Here is a 16,316-nt window from a genome sequence, read left to right on the forward strand (position 1 = left end):
CTGAAAATCCGAGACAACCTCGGGGCGGTGAAGCGGATTATCCGGTTTGATCGCTGCTTCCCCGCCCTTCGTCGCCGGCGGGGAAGCGCCTGACATGCTCGATCAGCGCTCGAAGCTTCGGAGCAGTGTTTCGCCGGCTTGGATAATAGAGATAGAAGCCCGCAAAATAGGGGCTGTATTCTTCCAGAACCGGCAGCAGTTCTCCACGGCCGATAAAGGGGCGAAAGCTCTCCTCCATGCCGAAGGAGATGCCGGCGCCGGCCACGGCAAGCTTGATCATCAGGCCCATGTCGTTGGTGGTGATGGTCGAAGGCACGGCGACGCTGAATTCCCTGCCCGCGTCAGCGAACTCCCAGCGATACGGCGCGGATTTCGGGGAGGGGCGCCAGCCGATGCAGGCGTGGTTCGCAAGCTCCGCCGGGTGCGATGGTGCCCCGAAACGTTCGCGGTAGGACGGGGCGCAGACGGCCAGCTGCCGCTCGGCGCCGGCGATCGGCACGGCAATCATATCCTGCGCGATGACCTCACCCAGCCGGACGCCCGCATCATAGCCTTCGGCGACGATGTCGAATTCATCGTCCGTGACGGTAATATCCAGCTCCACCTCGGAATATTGGTGAACGAAGGCAGCGAGGAGCGGTCCGGCCAGAAAACGTTCGGCGATTGAGGAGACCGCAAGCCGCAGGCGGCCGCGCGGAAGCTCCGTCAGCGCTTCGGTCTTTTCCAACGCCGTGCGCATTTCCTCGACTGCCGGTGCGACCCTTTCATAAAGCCGCTCGCCGGCTTCGGTGAGGCTGACGCTGCGTGTTGTGCGCAACACAAGCGCGATCCCGAGGTTTTCTTCCAGGCGACGGATCGTCTGGCTGACGGCGGAGCGCGTCACTCCGAGCCGTGTCGCCGCAGCCCGGAAGCTTCGCTCTTCCGCAACGAGCGCAAAGACTGCGAGCGCATTTAGATCTGGCTCCATTGGTTATTTTTTCTTTCCAATCTGGCAAGGAAGTGATGGCTTATCGAAACAATAGCCGATCCGTACAGTCAAGGCCTCACAACATGGACCACGAAAGGAAGAGGTCATGCCGATGGATAAAGTCATTCTGATCACGGGTGCTTCAAGCGGGATTGGGGAGGGCATTGCCCGCGAACTTGCCGCCGCTGGCGCGAAAGTGGCGCTGGGGGCAAGGCGCGTAGAGCGCCTGGAGGCGCTGGCCGCCGAATTGAACGCGGCGGGCGGTGCGGTGCTTGCTCATCCCCTCGACGTGACGGATCGTCAGAGCTTCGATGCCTTCGTGAATGCCGCCCGCGAAAAGTGGGGCCGCGTCGACGTTATCGTCAACAATGCCGGCGTGATGCCGCTGTCGCTGATGGCGTCGCTGAAGGTCGAGGAATGGGACCGGATGGTCGATGTGAACATCAAGGGCGTGCTTTACGGCATTGCCGCGGTTCTGCCCGAGATGATCACGCGCAATTCCGGCCAGATCATCAACATCGCCTCGATAGGAGCGCTCGCGGTCTCACCGACCGCTGCGGTCTACTGCGCCACCAAATATGCAGTGCGGGCAATCTCGGACGGATTGCGCCAGGAGCACAAGACGCTGCGCGTGACCTGCATCCATCCCGGCGTTGTCGAAAGCGAGCTTGCTCATACGATCACCGATCCGGTCGCCGTGGAAGCCATGAAGACCTATCGCGCCATCGCCTTGAAGCCGGATGCCATCGCCCGCGCCGTGCGCTTCGCCATCGAGCAGCCCGGGGACGTCGACGTCAACGAGATCGTCGTACGCCCGACGGCCAACACCTAAGCGGTGGTGGAGATGGTCGTGCCAATCCAGAGTTTCGCTCTGGCTCTCGCCGCCTGCGCCATATTCATCGCCACATCAGAGGTCTACGCCACCATGAACAGCAAACTCAATGCATCCGCGACCATCCAGCAGAACCATCCCTATGCCGGCATGTGGGTTACAGCCGATGGCTATGTGCGCCACAATCTGCTGCCGAACGGCCGCTATGACGAAGCGCGCGGCCGGCGCGAAAGCGCCTATCAGGGACGCTATGAAGTTCGCGGCAACCATATCGACTACTGGGACGATACCGGCTTCACCGCCGATGGAGATTTCATCGATGACGTACTCCACCACGGCGGCATGATCCTCTATCGCCAGAAGTAGCGTTTGCTGAAGGACGCCACCGCGAGACTGGGAATATCTCGCGGTGGCCTTCTTCTTGTTATCGGCTGCCGCGCTCAATCGAATGCCAATCCTTCCTCCACGATGGATTTACGCACCGCCGCGCGCTGTCTCATGCGGATGTACCAGACCCTGAGATGATCGAGCTCATCGAAGTGGATGCCTGCCTTGTAGTAGGATTTGAGCCATGCCGCCTGGCCCCATCCCGTCAGTGCAAACAGATAGGCATCGGCCACCGAAAAGCTCTCGCCCATCAGAAACGGACGGTCGGCGAGATGCGCGTCGATCCATTGATACCGCTTTTCGAGCTTCGGCCTTGCCGTCTCGACATAATTTCCCGCCAGCCGCGCATAGAGAAGCGGGATGAAGCCCTTGTGGATTTCGGTCGACAGGAAGCCGAGCATCTCCTGCAGCTTGTAGCGCGCCATCGTGCCGGCGGCCGGCGCCAGTCCGGCCTCGGGCTTCAGGTCGGCCAGATACTGGACGATCGCCGGCCCCTCCCTGAGAAGATTGCCGTCGTCAAGCTCGAGAAGGGGGACATAGCCGTGCGGATTGATGTCGTAGAAATCCAGTCCCGTCTCGGTCTTATGGCTGGTGTGATCGACCTTGATCAGTTCCACGTCAAGACCGAGTTCGTTGATGACGATATGGGGCGAAAGCGAACAGCTCGCGGGCAGATAATACAGTTTCACGAGGGGTCTCCATGGTGTTTTCCAATGCCAGCCTTCCCTTGGAAAGACGGTCACCGAACCATGTAGTCCCATTGGTATGGAATCGTAAGAACAGAAAAGTTTGACATCTAGGTACAAAAATTATACCGCGTCAGGCATGAGGTATGGCTGATGAAAAAGACCGTGACTGGATGCTCTGTCGAGGAGGCGATGCATTTGCTGGGAGGCCGCTGGCGGTTGCTGATCGTGTCCTATCTGGTCGATGGTCCCCAGCGCTTCAACGAATTGCGACGGCTGATGCCGGGTATCTCCCAGAGAATGCTGACGCTGGACCTGCGCGCGCTGGAGGAGGCGGGCCTTATCCTGCGCACGGTCTATCCGACGGTTCCCGTGAAGGTTGAATATTCGCTGACCGAGGATGGGACCCGACTGGAGAAGGTAGTGGCCGTGGTCAAGGAGTTCGGGCTGTGGCTCAAGGACCGGGATGCGCAAGCGGTTGAGGAGCGCCAGGCTTCACCAGAGTTCGTAGTATAAGTCCCGCCAATCGGGATTGGCTTTTTCGATCAGCTCGATTTTCCATTGGCGATACCAGCGTTTCAAGGATTTCTCCCGCTGTATGGCTGAAACGATGTCGGCGTGGTCCTCATACCAGACGAGCCGCGTGCAGCCGTATTTCCACGCGAAGCCGGGTGTCAGGCCCTCGCGATGCGCGTAGATGCGGCGCTCGATATCGGCCGTGACGCCGATGTAGAGCGTTCCTCGTTTATGGTTGGTGATGATGTAAGTACATCCACCCATGCGTGTATTGTGCTAGTTGGGATGGTGGTCGTCAAGAGTTGGAAGTCAGTTGATCGTGAAGCCGAGAGCGTAGCTGGTGCTCAGGTATGCCACCGCAGCATACCTCACACGCCGTCATCCTCGGGCTTGACCCGAGGATCCAAGCACAGGCCTCGCTATTTGCCTAGTTGAGATTGCCGTGTCAGACGACTTTGTCGCCACCAAGGACGCCGCACTCTCGTTCGCGCCTCAAATGGAAAGCATGAATTTGACGGAAAGCTTGTGCATGGGTCCTCGGGTCAAGCCCGAGGATGACGGAGTGTATGAGAGGCGATGAGCCCTATGGCGTTCCTAGTACCCCGCAGCCCGTATCAGTATGCGACCCTCGGTCCCAAAACCAGATGGCCGACCTTGCCGATCAAACCCGCTCCACAAACCCGTCCAGCACTCTTTTCTGTCCGGCGCGATCAAACTCAATCGTCAGCTTGTTGCCTTCGATCTCGGACACATTCCCGTTGCCGAACTTGATGTGGAAGACGCGGTCGCCGACCATGAATTTTGAGGGTTCGGCGGAGGTGGATTTGGCCACCAGCTCGCCATCGATGGTGCGTACCTTCGGGCCGCTTTCGCCGTAGCCGATGCGTTCGACGGCATGGCCGGAGCGGCTGCCCCAATTGTCGCGCGTCGCATCGTTGCGGTTGGCCTGAGCACGTTTCCAGCCGGGGGTGGAATAGGAATTGGCGAAGGGTTCGGCCTTGTCGAAGCGTGACTGGCCGTAGCCGCCGCGGCCGTATCCGCCATAGGACTGTTCGACTTCGGCGACCTGAACATGCGTTTCCGGCAGCTCGTCGAGGAAGCGGGAGGGGATTGTCGATTGCCAGAGGCCGTGGATGCGGCGATTGGAGACGAACCAGATGTGGCAGCGGCGCTTGGCGCGGGTGATGCCGACATAGGCGAGGCGGCGCTCTTCCTCCAGACCGGCGCGGCCGCTTTCGTCCAGCGAGCGCTGATGCGGAAACAAGCCTTCCTCCCAACCGGGCAGGAACACCGTGTCGAATTCCAGGCCCTTGGCGGAGTGCAGCGTCATGATGGAGACGGCGTCGAGATTCTCGTTCTGCTCGGCGTCCATGACCAGCGACACGTGCTCGAGGAAGCCGCGCATGGATTCGAAACTATCCATCGAACGGATGAGTTCCTTGAGGTTTTCCAGGCGTCCCGGCGCTTCCGCCGATTTGTCGTTCTTCCACATGTCCGTATAGCCGGACTCTTCAAGGATCTGCTCGGCAAGCTCGGTATGCGGCGTGTTTTCGAGCAGTCCCTGCCAACGGCGGAAAGACTGCACGACGTCGAACAGCGCCTTGCGCGCCTTCGGCTTCATTTCGTCCGTCTCGATGATATCGGCCGCCGCCGTCAGCATCGGGATGTCGCGGGCGCGGGCATAGTCATGCAGGGTGCGCACGGTGGTGTCGCCGAGGCCGCGCTTCGGCGTGTTGATGATGCGCTCGAAGGCGAGATCGTCGGCCGGCTGGCAGACGAGGCGGAAATAGGCCATGGCATCGCGGATTTCGAGGCGCTCGTAGAAGCGAGGGCCGCCGACGACGCGGTAGTTCAGGCCGAGGGTGACGAAGCGGTCTTCGAATTCGCGCATCTGGAAGGAGGCGCGCACGAGGATCGAAATATCATTGAGATTGTGCTTGTTGCGCTGCAGCTGCTCGATCTCTTCGCCGATCGCGCGCGCTTCTTCCTCGGAATCCCAGGAGGCGTGTACCTGCACCTTGATATCGTCGGGATCGGAGCGGTCGGTGAACAGCGTCTTGCCGAGCCGGCCCTCATTATGGGCGATCAAGTGTGCTGCAGCACCGAGAATATGCTCGGTGGAGCGGTAGTTGCGCTCGAGCTTGATGACCTTGGCGCCGGGAAAATCTTTCTCGAAGCGCAGGATATTGTCCACCTCTGCGCCGCGCCAACCATAGATCGACTGGTCGTCGTCGCCGACGCAGCAGACGTTCTGCGGTTCGCCCTTCTGCCGCTGCGCCAACAGGCGCAGCCACATGTACTGCGCCGTGTTGGTGTCCTGATACTCGTCGACCAGAATATAGCGGAAGCGCTGATGGTAATCCTTCAGAATATCCGGGTTCTGCCGGAACATATTGATCGGATGCAACAGGAGATCGCCGAAGTCACAGGCGTTCAGCGTCTTCAGTCGGTTCTGATAGGCGGTATAGAGTTCGCGTCCCTTGCCATTGGCGAAGGCGCGGGCGTCGCCTTCCGGAATATCGGCGGGGCTGAGGCCCTTGTTCTTCCAGGTGTCGATCATGCCGGCGAATTGCTTGGCCGGCCAGCGCTTGTCGTCGAGGCCCTCCGCCTGGATCAGCTGCTTGATTAGGCGGATGACGTCGTCGGTATCGAGAATGGTGAAGCTGGAGGTGAGGCCGACCAGCTCGGCATGACGGCGCAACAGCTTGACACCGATCGAGTGGAAGGTGCCGAGCCAGGGCATGCCTTCGACCGCACCGCCGACGAGCAGCGCGATGCGCTCCTTCATCTCGCGTGCTGCCTTGTTGGTGAACGTCACGGCGAGTATTTGGCTGGGGAAGGCGCGGTTGGTGGAGAGGATATGGGCGATGCGGGTGGTCAGCACGCGCGTCTTGCCGGTGCCGGCGCCCGCAAGCACCAGAACAGGACCGTCGAGCGTTTCCACGGCTTCGGCCTGCTCGGCATTGAGACCGGAGAGATAGTCCGGCCGGCGGCCGCTATCGCGCGCTGCCATCGCGCGGGCCGCTATGCCGCCGCCACTCCTGCCTGCAGCCGGCTCGGGACGGCGCGGCGCGATGTGCTCCGGCTCCTCGTCAAAGAAGGGAATATCGTCATGTCCAATGGTCATGCCGCCCAATGTAATGATTCTACCCCGAAAGGCAAAAGAAACGGGCCGAAACTAGAACAAAAAGTGCACATTCACAGTGCATAATGCGCGTCGAAGGGTCGCTTTTCATGGTGGAGTGGATGTGCGCGACGCGTCGATGAAACGTACCGTTGTCCACGCCGAGATTACAACTTTGTCATAATCTGTGGCAAAACTTGTCGCATATGCTCAAAAACACGATATTGCAGCAAATCGGGCACAATCTTGCTTTATAGAGCCGCCTGATCCGAATTTGGCCCTGGTAAGTGCGCTGGGTGTGTAAGGGCCGTACAGAAAACCAACGACGCGATTTCATCGCCTCTGACAACGAGCCGGAGACGTGCATGACCGCCTGGAAGCAGCTTTCCTTGTCTTTTTTCCTGTTGGCAGCCGGCATTGCCGCTGTCGTGGCCTTCGTGCCGAGTGCGGCGGGCCTGCTGCAGAAGGTAGGTGTCCCCGAGACTGTCGTGGCTTGGATCGCACCGCGCGATGGTGCCGCGGACGGAAAGGCAGAGACGGCGGCTGGCTCCGCTGGACGACGTGGCCAAAACATACCGCTTGTCGTGACGGAGCCGGTGGTCAGCGGCATCGTCAACGATCGCTTGAGCGCGATCGGTACCGGTGACGCGATCCGTTCGGTCGTCGTCATGCCGCAGGCAGCCGGGACGATCCGGGAAATTCTCATCAAGTCCGGCGACAGGGTGAAGCAAGGCCAGGTGCTGGCGCGTCTCGACGACGACGAGCAGATCATCGCGCGTGGACAGGCTGAGGTCGCGCTGAAGAGCGCCGTCGAGAAATCCCAGCTCTACCGCAATATCAAATCCACCGTCTCGCGCATGGATGTGTTCGATGCCGAGATCGTCGAACAGGGTGCAAAGCTGGCGCTGCAATCGGCGGAGCTGGCGCTGAAGCGACGCGATATCGTTGCGCCGATTGACGGTATCGTCGGCATCGTGCCCGTGGTCGTCGGCGACAATGTGACGACGGCGACCAGTATCGTCATGCTGGACGACCGCTCGGAAATCCTTGTCGATTACTGGGTGCCGGAACGCTTTGCCAACACGGTCAAGGTTGACCAGCTGGTGGAAGCCACATCCGTGGCGCTGCCGGGGCGTGCGTTTTCCGGGGCTGTCGAAGCAGTGGACAACCGTGTCGATGGCGCGAGCCGGACGTTGCGCGTGCGCGCCCGCATCGACAACGCCTCCGATGAATTGCGTGCCGGCATGTCCTTCAATGTCGGCATGAGGTTTGCCGGCGAGTCCTACCCCTCAGTCGATCCACTCGCGGTGCAATGGGATGGGGCTGGCGCGCATGTCTGGCGTGTCGTCGACGGCAAGTCCTCGAAGGTGCGGGTCAGCATCGTGCAGCGCAATCCGGATGCCGTTCTTGTCAGGGGCGATCTCCGCAATGGCGATCTCATCGTCATCGAAGGATTGCAGCGCGTGACCGAAGGGGGCCAGGTTCGCTTTGCCCGCGATGTTGCCGAGGCCAAGGAGGTCATCATCCGATGATGGCCGGTGGCGATGACATGACGGATGCCGGTTCGGCCGCGGCCAAGCAATCCTTTACCGCGCTGTTCGTGCGCCGGCCGATCCTGGCGCTGGTCTTCAATACGCTGATGGTCGTTGCCGGCCTTGCCGCCTATTTCGGTGTCGAGGTCCGCGAACTGCCTGATGTCGACCGTCCTGTTGTCACGGTCAGAACCGTGTTCGATGGCGCATCGCCGCAGACGGTCGATCAGGAGTTGACGAAGATCATCGAAGGGGCGGTCGCCCGCGTCAGCGGCCTGAAGTCGGTCTCCTCCAACTCGTCCTTCGGGCAGAGCAGGGTGACGCTGGAATTTTCCGACGCGACCGATCTTTCGGTCGCCGCCAACGATGTCCGCGATGCCATCGGCCGGATCACCGAACAGTTGCCGGATCAGGCGGATGCGCCGCAAATCGTCAAGGCGGATTCGGATTCGCAGCCGATCATGCGCCTTGCCGTCACGTCGAGTACGATGACGATGGACGACCTGACGCAGCTCGTCGACAAGGAAATCAAGGACCGGCTTGCGGCTGTCGAGGGCGTTGCCGATGTCGAGCTCTATGGCGATCAGGAGAAGGTCTTCCGCATCGATGTCGATCAGGCCGCCCTTGCCGGACGTGGCCTGACGATCGGCGATCTGACGACGGCGCTTGCGACCGCCGCGCTCGATGTGCCGGCCGGATCGTTGAAGAGCGCGCGCCAGGATATCGTCGTGCGCGCGACGGCGGCGTTGCAGACGCCGGAGGATTTCTCCCGGTTGATCATCAAAGACCGCGTGCGGCTCTCCGATGTCGCGACCGTGACGCTCGGGCCTCGCGACGGTACGACCGCGCTCCGTTCGAACGGCGTGCAGGGTGTCGGCCTCGGCGTCATCCGCCAGGCGCAGTCGAACACGCTGAACATTTCCGAAGGCGTGAAGGCCGTCGTTGCCCAGTTGTCGAAATCGCTGCCGGAGGGCACGCGCATCGTCGTTACCAGCGATGACGCCCTGTTCATTGAGGGCGCGATCCATGAGGTGGTGCTGGCGCTCGTCCTGTCGGCGTTGATCGTCACCGCGGTCATCTATCTTTTCCTGCGCGACTGGCGGGCAACCCTGATCCCGGTCGTCACCATGCCAGTGGCGCTGATCGGTACGCTGGCCGCTCTCTATATGGTTGGCTTCTCGGTCAATATCCTGACGCTGCTGGCGATCGTGCTTGCAACAGGCCTCGTGGTCGACGACGCGATCGTCGTACTGGAGAATATCGTACGGCGCAGGGCGGAGAAGATCGGACCGCGCGCCGCTGCCGTGCTCGGCACCCGCGAGGTCTTCTTCGCCGTCATCGCCACCACCGCAACGCTTGCCGCTGTGTTCGTTCCGCTCTCCTTCCTGCCGGGGCAGGTAGGTGGCCTGTTCCGTGAATTCGGTTTCGTGCTTGCCTTCTCGGTAGGCCTGTCGTCGATCGTGGCGCTGACGCTCTGCCCCATGCTTGCTTCACGGATGCTGACCAAAGAGATGCGCGAGGAGCATGGGATGCTTGGCCGTTTCGGCGAGCGTTTTGCCGGCGTCTATCGCCGGACGCTCCGGGCCTGTCTTAACGCGCCGTTTGTCGTCATCGTCTTCTGCGCGGTGTTTGCGGCCGCCGCAGTTCTGGCCTTCATGAACGTCAAGAGCGAGCTGACGCCAAGCGAGGACCGTGCCATGGTCATGCTGCGCCTTACCACGCCGCAGGGCGCCGGCCTCGACTACACGAAGGATCAGCTGCAGCGCGTCGAGGAGCGGCTGCAGCCGCTGATGGATAGCGGCGATATAAGAAATATCTACGCGATATCGGGCCTGAACAGCCAGAAGAACAGCGGCTTCATGGTGCTGACGCTGGCGCCCTGGAGCGAGCGCCATCGCACGCAGCAGGAGATCGTTTCCGACATCAACCGCGCCATGGCCGGCGTGCCGGCCCTGCGCGGCAATGTCATTCAGGCCAACAGCCTGAAAATCCGTGGTGCCGGCAGTGGCGTGCAGATGGCTCTCATCGGCAGCAATCACCAGGCGCTGACCGAGGCGGCGTTGAAGCTGGTGCAGGAGCTTGACAAGACGGGGAAGTTCGACACGCCGCGGCTCAACAACGAGCCGACGCAAGCGCAGGTTTCGGTCACCTTCGATCGGGAGCGAGCCTCCGATCTCGGGATCGACATATCCGGGCTTTCGATCGCGCTGCAGTCGCTGCTCGAAGGGCGTTCCGTGGTCGACGTATTCGTCGCCGGCGAATCCTATCCGGTGCTGCTGACGTCCACGATGCGGCCGATCGACGATCCCACGGATCTCGAAAACGTCTTCTTGAAGACCGGCGACGGCAAGATCGTGCCGATGTCGGTCATCGCATCATTGAAGGAGAATGCCGTCGCGCCGCAATTGACCCGCGAGCAACAGCTGGCTTCGGTTGCGATCACCGCCGGCCTCAAGAACGGGATGTCGCTCGGACAGGCCGTCGAGGAAGTCACGCGGATCGCAACACCGCTCCTGCCGCCCGGCGCGAGATTGATGCCGCTGGCGGAAGCGGCGACGCTGGAAGAAAATTCCAGCGGCATGGCGCTCACGTTCGGCTTTGCCATCGTCATCATCTTCCTGGTGCTGGCTGCGCAGTTCGAAAGCGTGCTGTCGTCTTTGATCATCATGTCCACGGTGCCGCTGGGCCTTGCCTGCGCTGTCTTTGCGCTCGTCATCACCGGTTCAAGCCTCAATATCTACAGCCAGATCGGCCTGGTGCTGCTTGTCGGCGTCATGGCCAAGAACGGCATTCTGATCGTGGAGTTCGCCAACCAGCTTCGTGACAAGGGCGAGGGCGTTCGTGAAGCGATCGAAAAGGCATGCGCGCTGCGGCTGCGCCCTGTGATGATGACGATGATCGCCACCATTCTTGGCGGCGTACCGCTGGTCTTTGCCGAAGGGGCAGGGGCGGAGGCGCGCATCGCGCTCGGCTGGGTCATCGTCGGCGGTCTGGGTTTTGCCACCCTGGTCACGCTTTACATAACACCGGTCGCCTATCTGTTGATTGCCCGCTTTGCGAAGCCGCAGACGCATGAGGAACAGCGCCTGCATGACGAGATGTCCGATGCGGCGCTGCGCGCCAAGCTCGTCAATCTCAGGGCCGCCGAATAGGATGGGCACGGGTGAGTTGCACCCGTTGCCGTTATTGCGCTGATTTATGGTGAATCAAGCGTATCCTTTAGCGCTTTTTTAAGCATGTTTGCTAATCATGGCGGCATGTAACCGCCGGAGCGCAGGCGTCGTTTTGCCTCGGTCCCCGTTCGCCGACACGCTCGGCCCGCGCGCATGAGTGAGCGCGGCAAGGTTCCAATGTTTCCTTGTATTTGTTGCGTATCGTTGCGTTCGGAGTTCATGTGCCGTGAGTATTTTTTCGACCTTCATCAGGGTCAGTCCCTCTGTGAATACAGCGCTGGAAGTGCTGAGGGACACCCAGACCAAATTGACCAACGCAGAGCGGCAGATGTCGTCGGGCCTACGGATACAGACGGCCAAGGACAATGCTACCTACTGGAAAATCTCGACGCTGACTCGTACCGACATCGGCGCGATTTCGTCGGTTCAAGATGCGCTCGGTCTTGCCGCCTCGACCGTCAGTACTGCCTCCACGGGCGTCAGCAGCGCGATCGACGTCGTGACCGAGATCAGAACAAAACTCGTCAGCGCCTACGAAACCAGCGTCGACAAGACGAAGCTCAACGACGAGATCACGGAACTCAAGCAGCAGTTGCGTAGCGTAGGGGAGTCGGCGACATTCAATGGCGTTAACTGGATCGTGTTGCGTGACGGCGCCGACCCGACCGATCCGCACGAAGTTCCGGGCTCGCTGATCCGGGGCAGCAACGGGACTGTCTCGATCGGCATGTTGAGCTATGCGGGCGTGAGTTCGACGAGCGGCCCGATCACCTCGGTCGATGCGCGCTACCTGATCGATGACCAGTCGAGCGGCGCCGGCGGATATGGCGTGTTGACCTCGACGGCCTTCGCGACGGAGGCGGGGGCTGCCAAGAATTATGTGCTTATCGGCAGCCAGAACGGCAATATGAGCGGCCAGGTGGAAATCGCGCTCGATGCCAACACAAGCCGGGGCGCCATCGTCGACATGGTCAACACGGTGACGGGAATGCTGAACCAGCTCAAGACGATCGGGTCCGCCTTCGGCTCTCTCGAATCGCGCATCAGCCTTCAGACCGAATTTGCCAAGAATCTCAGCGATTCGCTGACCAGCGGCGTCGGTAAACTTGTGGATACCGATATGGAACAGCAGTCGAGCAAGGTTCTGGCGCTGCAGGCCCAGCAGCAGCTCGGGCTGCAATCCCTCGCGATCGCCAATGCGAGCTACAACACGGTTCTGCAACTCTTCCAGAATCACTGATTGACGGTGGGCGCGGTCGGGGGCGTTGGGCGCGGAAAATGTCGGCCTTTACGCATCTGGATAAGCCGGCTTTGCCAAAAAGCTTCGCCGACAGTCTATGCACAGGGGACAAAGCTCCGGAGAAGATTTCTCTTCATGATATTGCCGTAATGCTTCATATCTGCTGCGGCCATCGAACCGGAGAGCGACGATTCTATGATCAAGAAAATTGCCATGCTTGCCCTAGCGGCAGCCTTTTTGAACGCATGCACCACGACTGACCCCTATACGGGTGAGCAAAAGGTATCCAATACCGCGGGCGGTGCAGCGATCGGTGCCGGTGTCGGCGCCGTTGCCGGTCTTCTGATCGGCCATTCGCCGGCCTCGCGCCGCAATGCCGCGCTGATCGGCGCCGGCGTCGGTGCGCTTGCGGGTGCTGGCATCGGCAATTATATGGACCAGCAGGAATCCGAGCTGCGTGCGCAGCTGCAGGGTACCGGCGTGTCGGTCACCCGCGTCGGCGACCGCATCATCCTGAACATGCCGTCGGCGATCACCTTCGACATCGATCGCGATGCGATCAAGCCTGAATTCTTCGCGACGCTCAATTCTGTGGCGATCGTGCTGCGCAAGTTCAACCGCACCCTGATCGACGTCAACGGCTACACGGACTCGACGGGTAGCCTGCAGCATAACCAGGATCTGTCCGAACGCCGCGCCGGCTCGGTTGCTTCTTACCTCGGCAGCCAGGGCATCGACCAGCGCCGCATGTCCGCCATCGGCTTCGGCCCGTCGCAGCCGGTCGCGACCAATGCGAACGAAGCCGGCCGCGCCCAGAATCGTCGCGTCGAGATCCAGATCGCGCCGATCAAGCAGGACGGCTAAGCCCTTTCAGCAGAGACGGCCGGGTCGCATGATCCGGCCGCTTTCCCTCCTCGACCGATCACGTATGCATTTTCGCGCCCTTGGTGATCTTGTCGACGATTTTCTTGTCCGCGCGTAACGCGATGCCGACGACTTTGGCGTCTTCGGGCGCGAATTCGGAGAAGACGGCGCGATTGGCTACATCGTGGCCGGTCGAAAACATTTCCTCGATGAAGACGGAAGAGGTGACACCGCGCTCCAGCGAGCGACGGTGGATGGCGGCGATGTTTTCATTATCGGCCGAGAGCACGATAATCGGCTGGATCGATAGAGCATTGTAGACGTTACCTGTCCGATCGCGATAGGGTTCGCCGATGATATCGGGATGTTGCCCGGCTATGCCTGTGGACAGGAACGCAGTTACATTCAGTTTCTGCCAGGATTGAAGGTCGCTTCGCAGAACGATCGCGATTTTGGTATCGAACATCGATGGTCACTTTCATGCAGTCTGGAAATGAGACGTTACGCGACGATGTAGCCGGACAGATCTTCGAGGGTCTTGAACGTTTGTGCGTGACGCCGGAGACCAACCGCATCCTGTCCGCGCCGGCCTATCCGGGCATCGAGCGCATCCAGGCACAGTTTCGGGGAGATGCCTTCGAGCTGCATCGGCACGATACCTATGCGCTCGGCGTCACCATGCGGGGCGTACAGACGTTTCGTTATCGCGGCGAGCAGCGCTATAGCCTGCCGGGACGGGTGATCATTCTTCATCCCGATGAGCTGCACGACGGCGGAGCTGCGACGGAGGATGGGCTTGTCTACCGGATGCTCTATCTGGAACCTTCGGTGCTGTTTCAGTGCCTGGAGGCTGCGCGTATCGGTCTGCCTTTCGTCGACGATCCGGTGGTGGACGATGGCCGGCTTGCCGGTCTGTTGCTGGCAGCGCTCGGCGAACTCGATCGCGAGCTGGACGAGCTTTTCGTCGATGATTTCGTTTCCCGTCTGGCCGATGGGCTTGTGGAGCACGCCCGTTTGCCGCTGCGGCCGTTGGGTAGCATCGCCTGGGGGCAGGCGAAGGCTGCCCGTGATTACCTCGAAGCGCATGTCATGCGCGGCGTGCGCTCACAGGAACTGGAGCGCATTACCGGGCTCGACCGCTTTGCGCTTGCCCGGCATTTTCGCGCCGCCTTTGCCACCAGTCCGCATCGCTTCCTGCTGATGCGGCGGCTGCAGCAGGCAAAGGCGATGATCGGCGGTGGCGAGTCGATTGCCGACGTGGCGGCCGCCACCGGATTTGCCGACCAGAGCCATTTGACCCGGCATTTCAAGAAAGCCTTCGGTATTCCGCCGGGCGCTTGGAGCAACATGCTGCGCGGCTCGGAAGCGGGCCGCTGAGGCTTGAAGGCAGACGGTACGGCTTGCCGAACGTATCGTGTCTGCCGTTGCCCCGGGTGGGGTCGGTTTCGGCCTTTTCTTGACTGGACAGCGCCGCGCCGATGTCCCATAGAACCGACAAAAGGGTTAACGCCCTTCGATGATCGCGATGGGAGATTCGGGCCATGGTTCTGGCTGATGCGAAGGCGGGAACACGCAACGAGGCGGGGATTTCGGCCGTTCTCGGTATTCTGAAGCAGGCTTTCGGCGAGCGCTTCCAGACCGGTGAAAGCTTTCGTGCCCAGCACGCCCATACGACGACCTATATTCCGCCGCAGCTTCCCGACGGTGTGGTCTTTGTCGAAACGAGTGCGGATGTTCAAACTGTAGTCAAGGCTTGCGCCGAACACCGGGTTCCCGTCATTCCCTTCGGTACCGGGTCTTCGCTCGAGGGGCAGGTGAACGCGCCGCAAGGCGGCATTTCCATCGATTTCAGCCGCATGAACCGCGTGCTCGAAGTTAACGCCGAGGACTTGGATTGCACGGTCGAGCCGGGCGTGACGCGCGAGCAGCTCAACACCTATCTTCGTGACACCGGTCTGTTCTTTCCGATCGATCCGGGCGCCAACGCTTCTATCGGCGGCATGGCATCGACGCGCGCCTCAGGCACGAACGCGGTGCGCTACGGCACGATGAAGGACAATGTGCTGTCCGTGACTGTTGTCACCGCCAATGGCGAGGAAATCCGCACCGCACGGCGCGCCAGGAAATCGTCTGCCGGCTACGATCTGACGCGGCTCTTCGTCGGCGCGGAGGGTACGCTCGGCGTGCTGACCTCGATCACGCTGCGCCTGCAGGGCATTCCGCAGAAGATCGCTGGCGGCGCTTGCGCCTTTCCGGATATCAAATCGGCCTGCGATGCCGTCATTATGACGATCCAGATGGGCGTTCCCGTTGCGCGCATCGAGCTGTTGGATGCCGTGCAGATGCGGGCCTGCAATCGCTATTCCGGCCTGACCTATGACGAGAAGCCGACGCTTTTCCTCGAATTTCATGGGACGGAGGAGACTGTCGCCCTGCAGTCGGCGCAGTTTGCCGAGATCGCGGCCGAATGCGGTGGCGGCGAGTTCCTATGGACCAGCAATGCGGAAGAGCGCAACAAGCTCTGGAAGGCCCGCCACGATGCCTATTGGGCTTGCCGTGCGCTGGCTCCGGAACTGTCGAGCCTCTCGACGGATGTCTGCGTGCCGATCTCGCGTCTGGCGGAATGTGTCGCGGAGACCCAGGCCGATATCGCGGCGCATGGCCTTTTGGCGCCGATCGTCGGCCACGCCGGCGACGGCAATTTTCACGTGCTCGTCCTGTTCGATGACAAGACCCCGGAAGGCATCGCCGTCGTCGAGGATTTCGTTGCACGCCTCAATGAGCGCGCGCTCGCCATGGACGGTACTTGCACGGGCGAACACGGGATCGGGCAGGGCAAGATGGCGTTTCTGGAGCAGGAACTCGGCGATGCCGTCTATCTGATGCGTCAGATCAAGGAGTCGCTTGATCCGGACGCCATCTTCAATCCCGGGAAAATATTCCGCGGGCACTGAAAGATGGAATATTTTCATGATCTTGGCTTGCTACGTGCGCG

The 16,316-nt window shown here is 61.0% G+C and carries 14 protein-coding genes; 9 read left to right on the top strand and 5 right to left on the bottom strand.

The window, feature by feature from the left end:
- Positions 1 to 37: 37 nt before the first annotated feature.
- Positions 38 to 967 carry a LysR substrate-binding domain-containing protein gene (locus tag BJ928_RS20110; protein WP_047633806.1) on the bottom strand — a complete coding sequence of 310 codons (930 nt, stop codon included), beginning with the start codon at positions 965 to 967 and terminating at the stop codon, positions 38 to 40.
- Between the two features lie 106 nt (positions 968 to 1,073).
- Between BJ928_RS20110 and BJ928_RS20115 the strand changes: the two genes are divergently transcribed.
- Positions 1,074 to 1,799: an SDR family oxidoreductase gene (locus BJ928_RS20115; RefSeq protein ID WP_047633807.1), complete on the top strand. Its 726-nt coding sequence runs from the start codon at positions 1,074 to 1,076 to the stop codon at positions 1,797 to 1,799.
- 93 nt (positions 1,800 to 1,892) lie between these two features.
- Positions 1,893 to 2,165, top strand: a complete 273-nt coding sequence (locus tag BJ928_RS20120; protein ID WP_245432438.1) for an Atu4866 domain-containing protein — start codon at positions 1,893 to 1,895, stop codon at positions 2,163 to 2,165.
- A gap of 74 nt (positions 2,166 to 2,239) precedes the next feature.
- On the opposite strand, the gene gstA is transcribed toward BJ928_RS20120, so the two are convergent.
- Complete coding sequence (gene gstA / locus BJ928_RS20125; protein ID WP_047633810.1) at positions 2,240 to 2,875, bottom strand: glutathione transferase GstA; 636 nt, start codon at positions 2,873 to 2,875, stop codon at positions 2,240 to 2,242.
- A 150-nt stretch (positions 2,876 to 3,025) separates the two neighbouring features.
- On the opposite strand from gstA, the gene BJ928_RS20130 reads away from it, so the two are divergent.
- Positions 3,026 to 3,388 carry a helix-turn-helix domain-containing protein gene (locus BJ928_RS20130; protein WP_047633811.1) on the top strand — a complete coding sequence of 121 codons (363 nt, stop codon included), beginning with the start codon at positions 3,026 to 3,028 and terminating at the stop codon, positions 3,386 to 3,388.
- Here the strand turns inward: BJ928_RS20130 and BJ928_RS20135 are convergent.
- Together BJ928_RS20135 and BJ928_RS20140 are read right to left on the bottom strand one after the other, a co-directional pair.
- The gene (locus BJ928_RS20135; protein WP_047633812.1) at positions 3,368 to 3,652 is read right to left on the bottom strand and encodes a GIY-YIG nuclease family protein; all 285 of its coding nucleotides are present in this window, start codon (positions 3,650 to 3,652) and stop codon (positions 3,368 to 3,370) included. The two genes, BJ928_RS20130 and BJ928_RS20135, sit on opposite strands and share 21 nt — an antisense overlap.
- 397 nt (positions 3,653 to 4,049) lie before the next feature.
- Complete coding sequence (locus BJ928_RS20140) at positions 4,050 to 6,515, bottom strand: UvrD-helicase domain-containing protein (RefSeq protein ID WP_047633900.1); 2,466 nt, start codon at positions 6,513 to 6,515, stop codon at positions 4,050 to 4,052.
- 362 nt (positions 6,516 to 6,877) lie between these two features.
- Here BJ928_RS20140 and BJ928_RS20145 point away from each other — a divergent pair, with 362 nt between their 5' ends.
- The 4 genes from BJ928_RS20145 (at position 6,878) to BJ928_RS20160 (ending at position 13,321) form a co-directional block, all read left to right on the top strand.
- Positions 6,878 to 8,044 (top strand): efflux RND transporter periplasmic adaptor subunit, encoded by a 1,167-nt coding sequence (locus tag BJ928_RS20145; protein WP_047633813.1) that lies wholly within the window; start codon positions 6,878 to 6,880, stop codon positions 8,042 to 8,044.
- Between the two features lie 17 nt (positions 8,045 to 8,061).
- A complete protein-coding gene (locus tag BJ928_RS20150; protein WP_047633901.1) occupies positions 8,062 to 11,196 on the top strand; it encodes an efflux RND transporter permease subunit in 3,135 nt (1,044 codons plus the stop codon).
- A 247-nt stretch (positions 11,197 to 11,443) separates the two neighbouring features.
- Positions 11,444 to 12,457: a flagellin gene (locus BJ928_RS20155; protein ID WP_052227818.1), complete on the top strand. Its 1,014-nt coding sequence runs from the start codon at positions 11,444 to 11,446 to the stop codon at positions 12,455 to 12,457.
- Positions 12,458 to 12,652: 195 nt separating this feature from the next.
- A complete protein-coding gene (locus tag BJ928_RS20160) occupies positions 12,653 to 13,321 on the top strand; it encodes an OmpA family protein (RefSeq protein ID WP_047633814.1) in 669 nt (222 codons plus the stop codon).
- 58 nt (positions 13,322 to 13,379) lie between these two features.
- Here BJ928_RS20160 and BJ928_RS20165 read toward each other — a convergent pair whose 3' ends face one another.
- A complete protein-coding gene (locus BJ928_RS20165) occupies positions 13,380 to 13,787 on the bottom strand; it encodes a DUF2000 family protein (RefSeq protein ID WP_047633815.1) in 408 nt (135 codons plus the stop codon).
- Positions 13,788 to 13,801: 14 nt separating this feature from the next.
- Between BJ928_RS20165 and BJ928_RS20170 the strand changes: the two genes are divergently transcribed.
- Positions 13,802 to 14,698, top strand: coding sequence for an AraC family transcriptional regulator (locus BJ928_RS20170; protein ID WP_047633903.1), 897 nt, complete (start codon positions 13,802 to 13,804; stop codon positions 14,696 to 14,698).
- 164 nt (positions 14,699 to 14,862) lie between these two features.
- Complete coding sequence (locus BJ928_RS20175; RefSeq protein WP_047633816.1) at positions 14,863 to 16,275, top strand: FAD-linked oxidase C-terminal domain-containing protein; 1,413 nt, start codon at positions 14,863 to 14,865, stop codon at positions 16,273 to 16,275.
- Positions 16,276 to 16,316 lie beyond the last annotated feature (41 nt).

Source organism: Rhizobium sp. WW_1 (assembly GCF_003610155.1).
Lineage (GTDB): Bacteria > Pseudomonadota > Alphaproteobacteria > Rhizobiales > Rhizobiaceae > Rhizobium > Rhizobium tropici_A.

Coding starts and splice junctions, on each gene's coding strand:
- BJ928_RS20110 (WP_047633806.1), bottom strand. CDS start 967: ATGGAGCCAGATCTAAATGCGCTCGCAGTCTTTGCGCTCGTTGCGGAA.
- BJ928_RS20115 (WP_047633807.1), top strand. CDS start 1,074: ATGCCGATGGATAAAGTCATTCTGATCACGGGTGCTTCAAGCGGGATT.
- BJ928_RS20120 (WP_245432438.1), top strand. CDS start 1,893: ATGAACAGCAAACTCAATGCATCCGCGACCATCCAGCAGAACCATCCC.
- BJ928_RS20130 (WP_047633811.1), top strand. CDS start 3,026: ATGAAAAAGACCGTGACTGGATGCTCTGTCGAGGAGGCGATGCATTTG.
- BJ928_RS20135 (WP_047633812.1), bottom strand. CDS start 3,652: ATGGGTGGATGTACTTACATCATCACCAACCATAAACGAGGAACGCTC.
- BJ928_RS20140 (WP_047633900.1), bottom strand. CDS start 6,515: ATGACCATTGGACATGACGATATTCCCTTCTTTGACGAGGAGCCGGAG.
- BJ928_RS20145 (WP_047633813.1), top strand. CDS start 6,878: ATGACCGCCTGGAAGCAGCTTTCCTTGTCTTTTTTCCTGTTGGCAGCC.
- BJ928_RS20150 (WP_047633901.1), top strand. CDS start 8,062: ATGACGGATGCCGGTTCGGCCGCGGCCAAGCAATCCTTTACCGCGCTG.
- BJ928_RS20160 (WP_047633814.1), top strand. CDS start 12,653: ATGATCAAGAAAATTGCCATGCTTGCCCTAGCGGCAGCCTTTTTGAAC.
- BJ928_RS20165 (WP_047633815.1), bottom strand. CDS start 13,787: ATGTTCGATACCAAAATCGCGATCGTTCTGCGAAGCGACCTTCAATCC.
- BJ928_RS20170 (WP_047633903.1), top strand. CDS start 13,802: ATGCAGTCTGGAAATGAGACGTTACGCGACGATGTAGCCGGACAGATC.
- BJ928_RS20175 (WP_047633816.1), top strand. CDS start 14,863: ATGGTTCTGGCTGATGCGAAGGCGGGAACACGCAACGAGGCGGGGATT.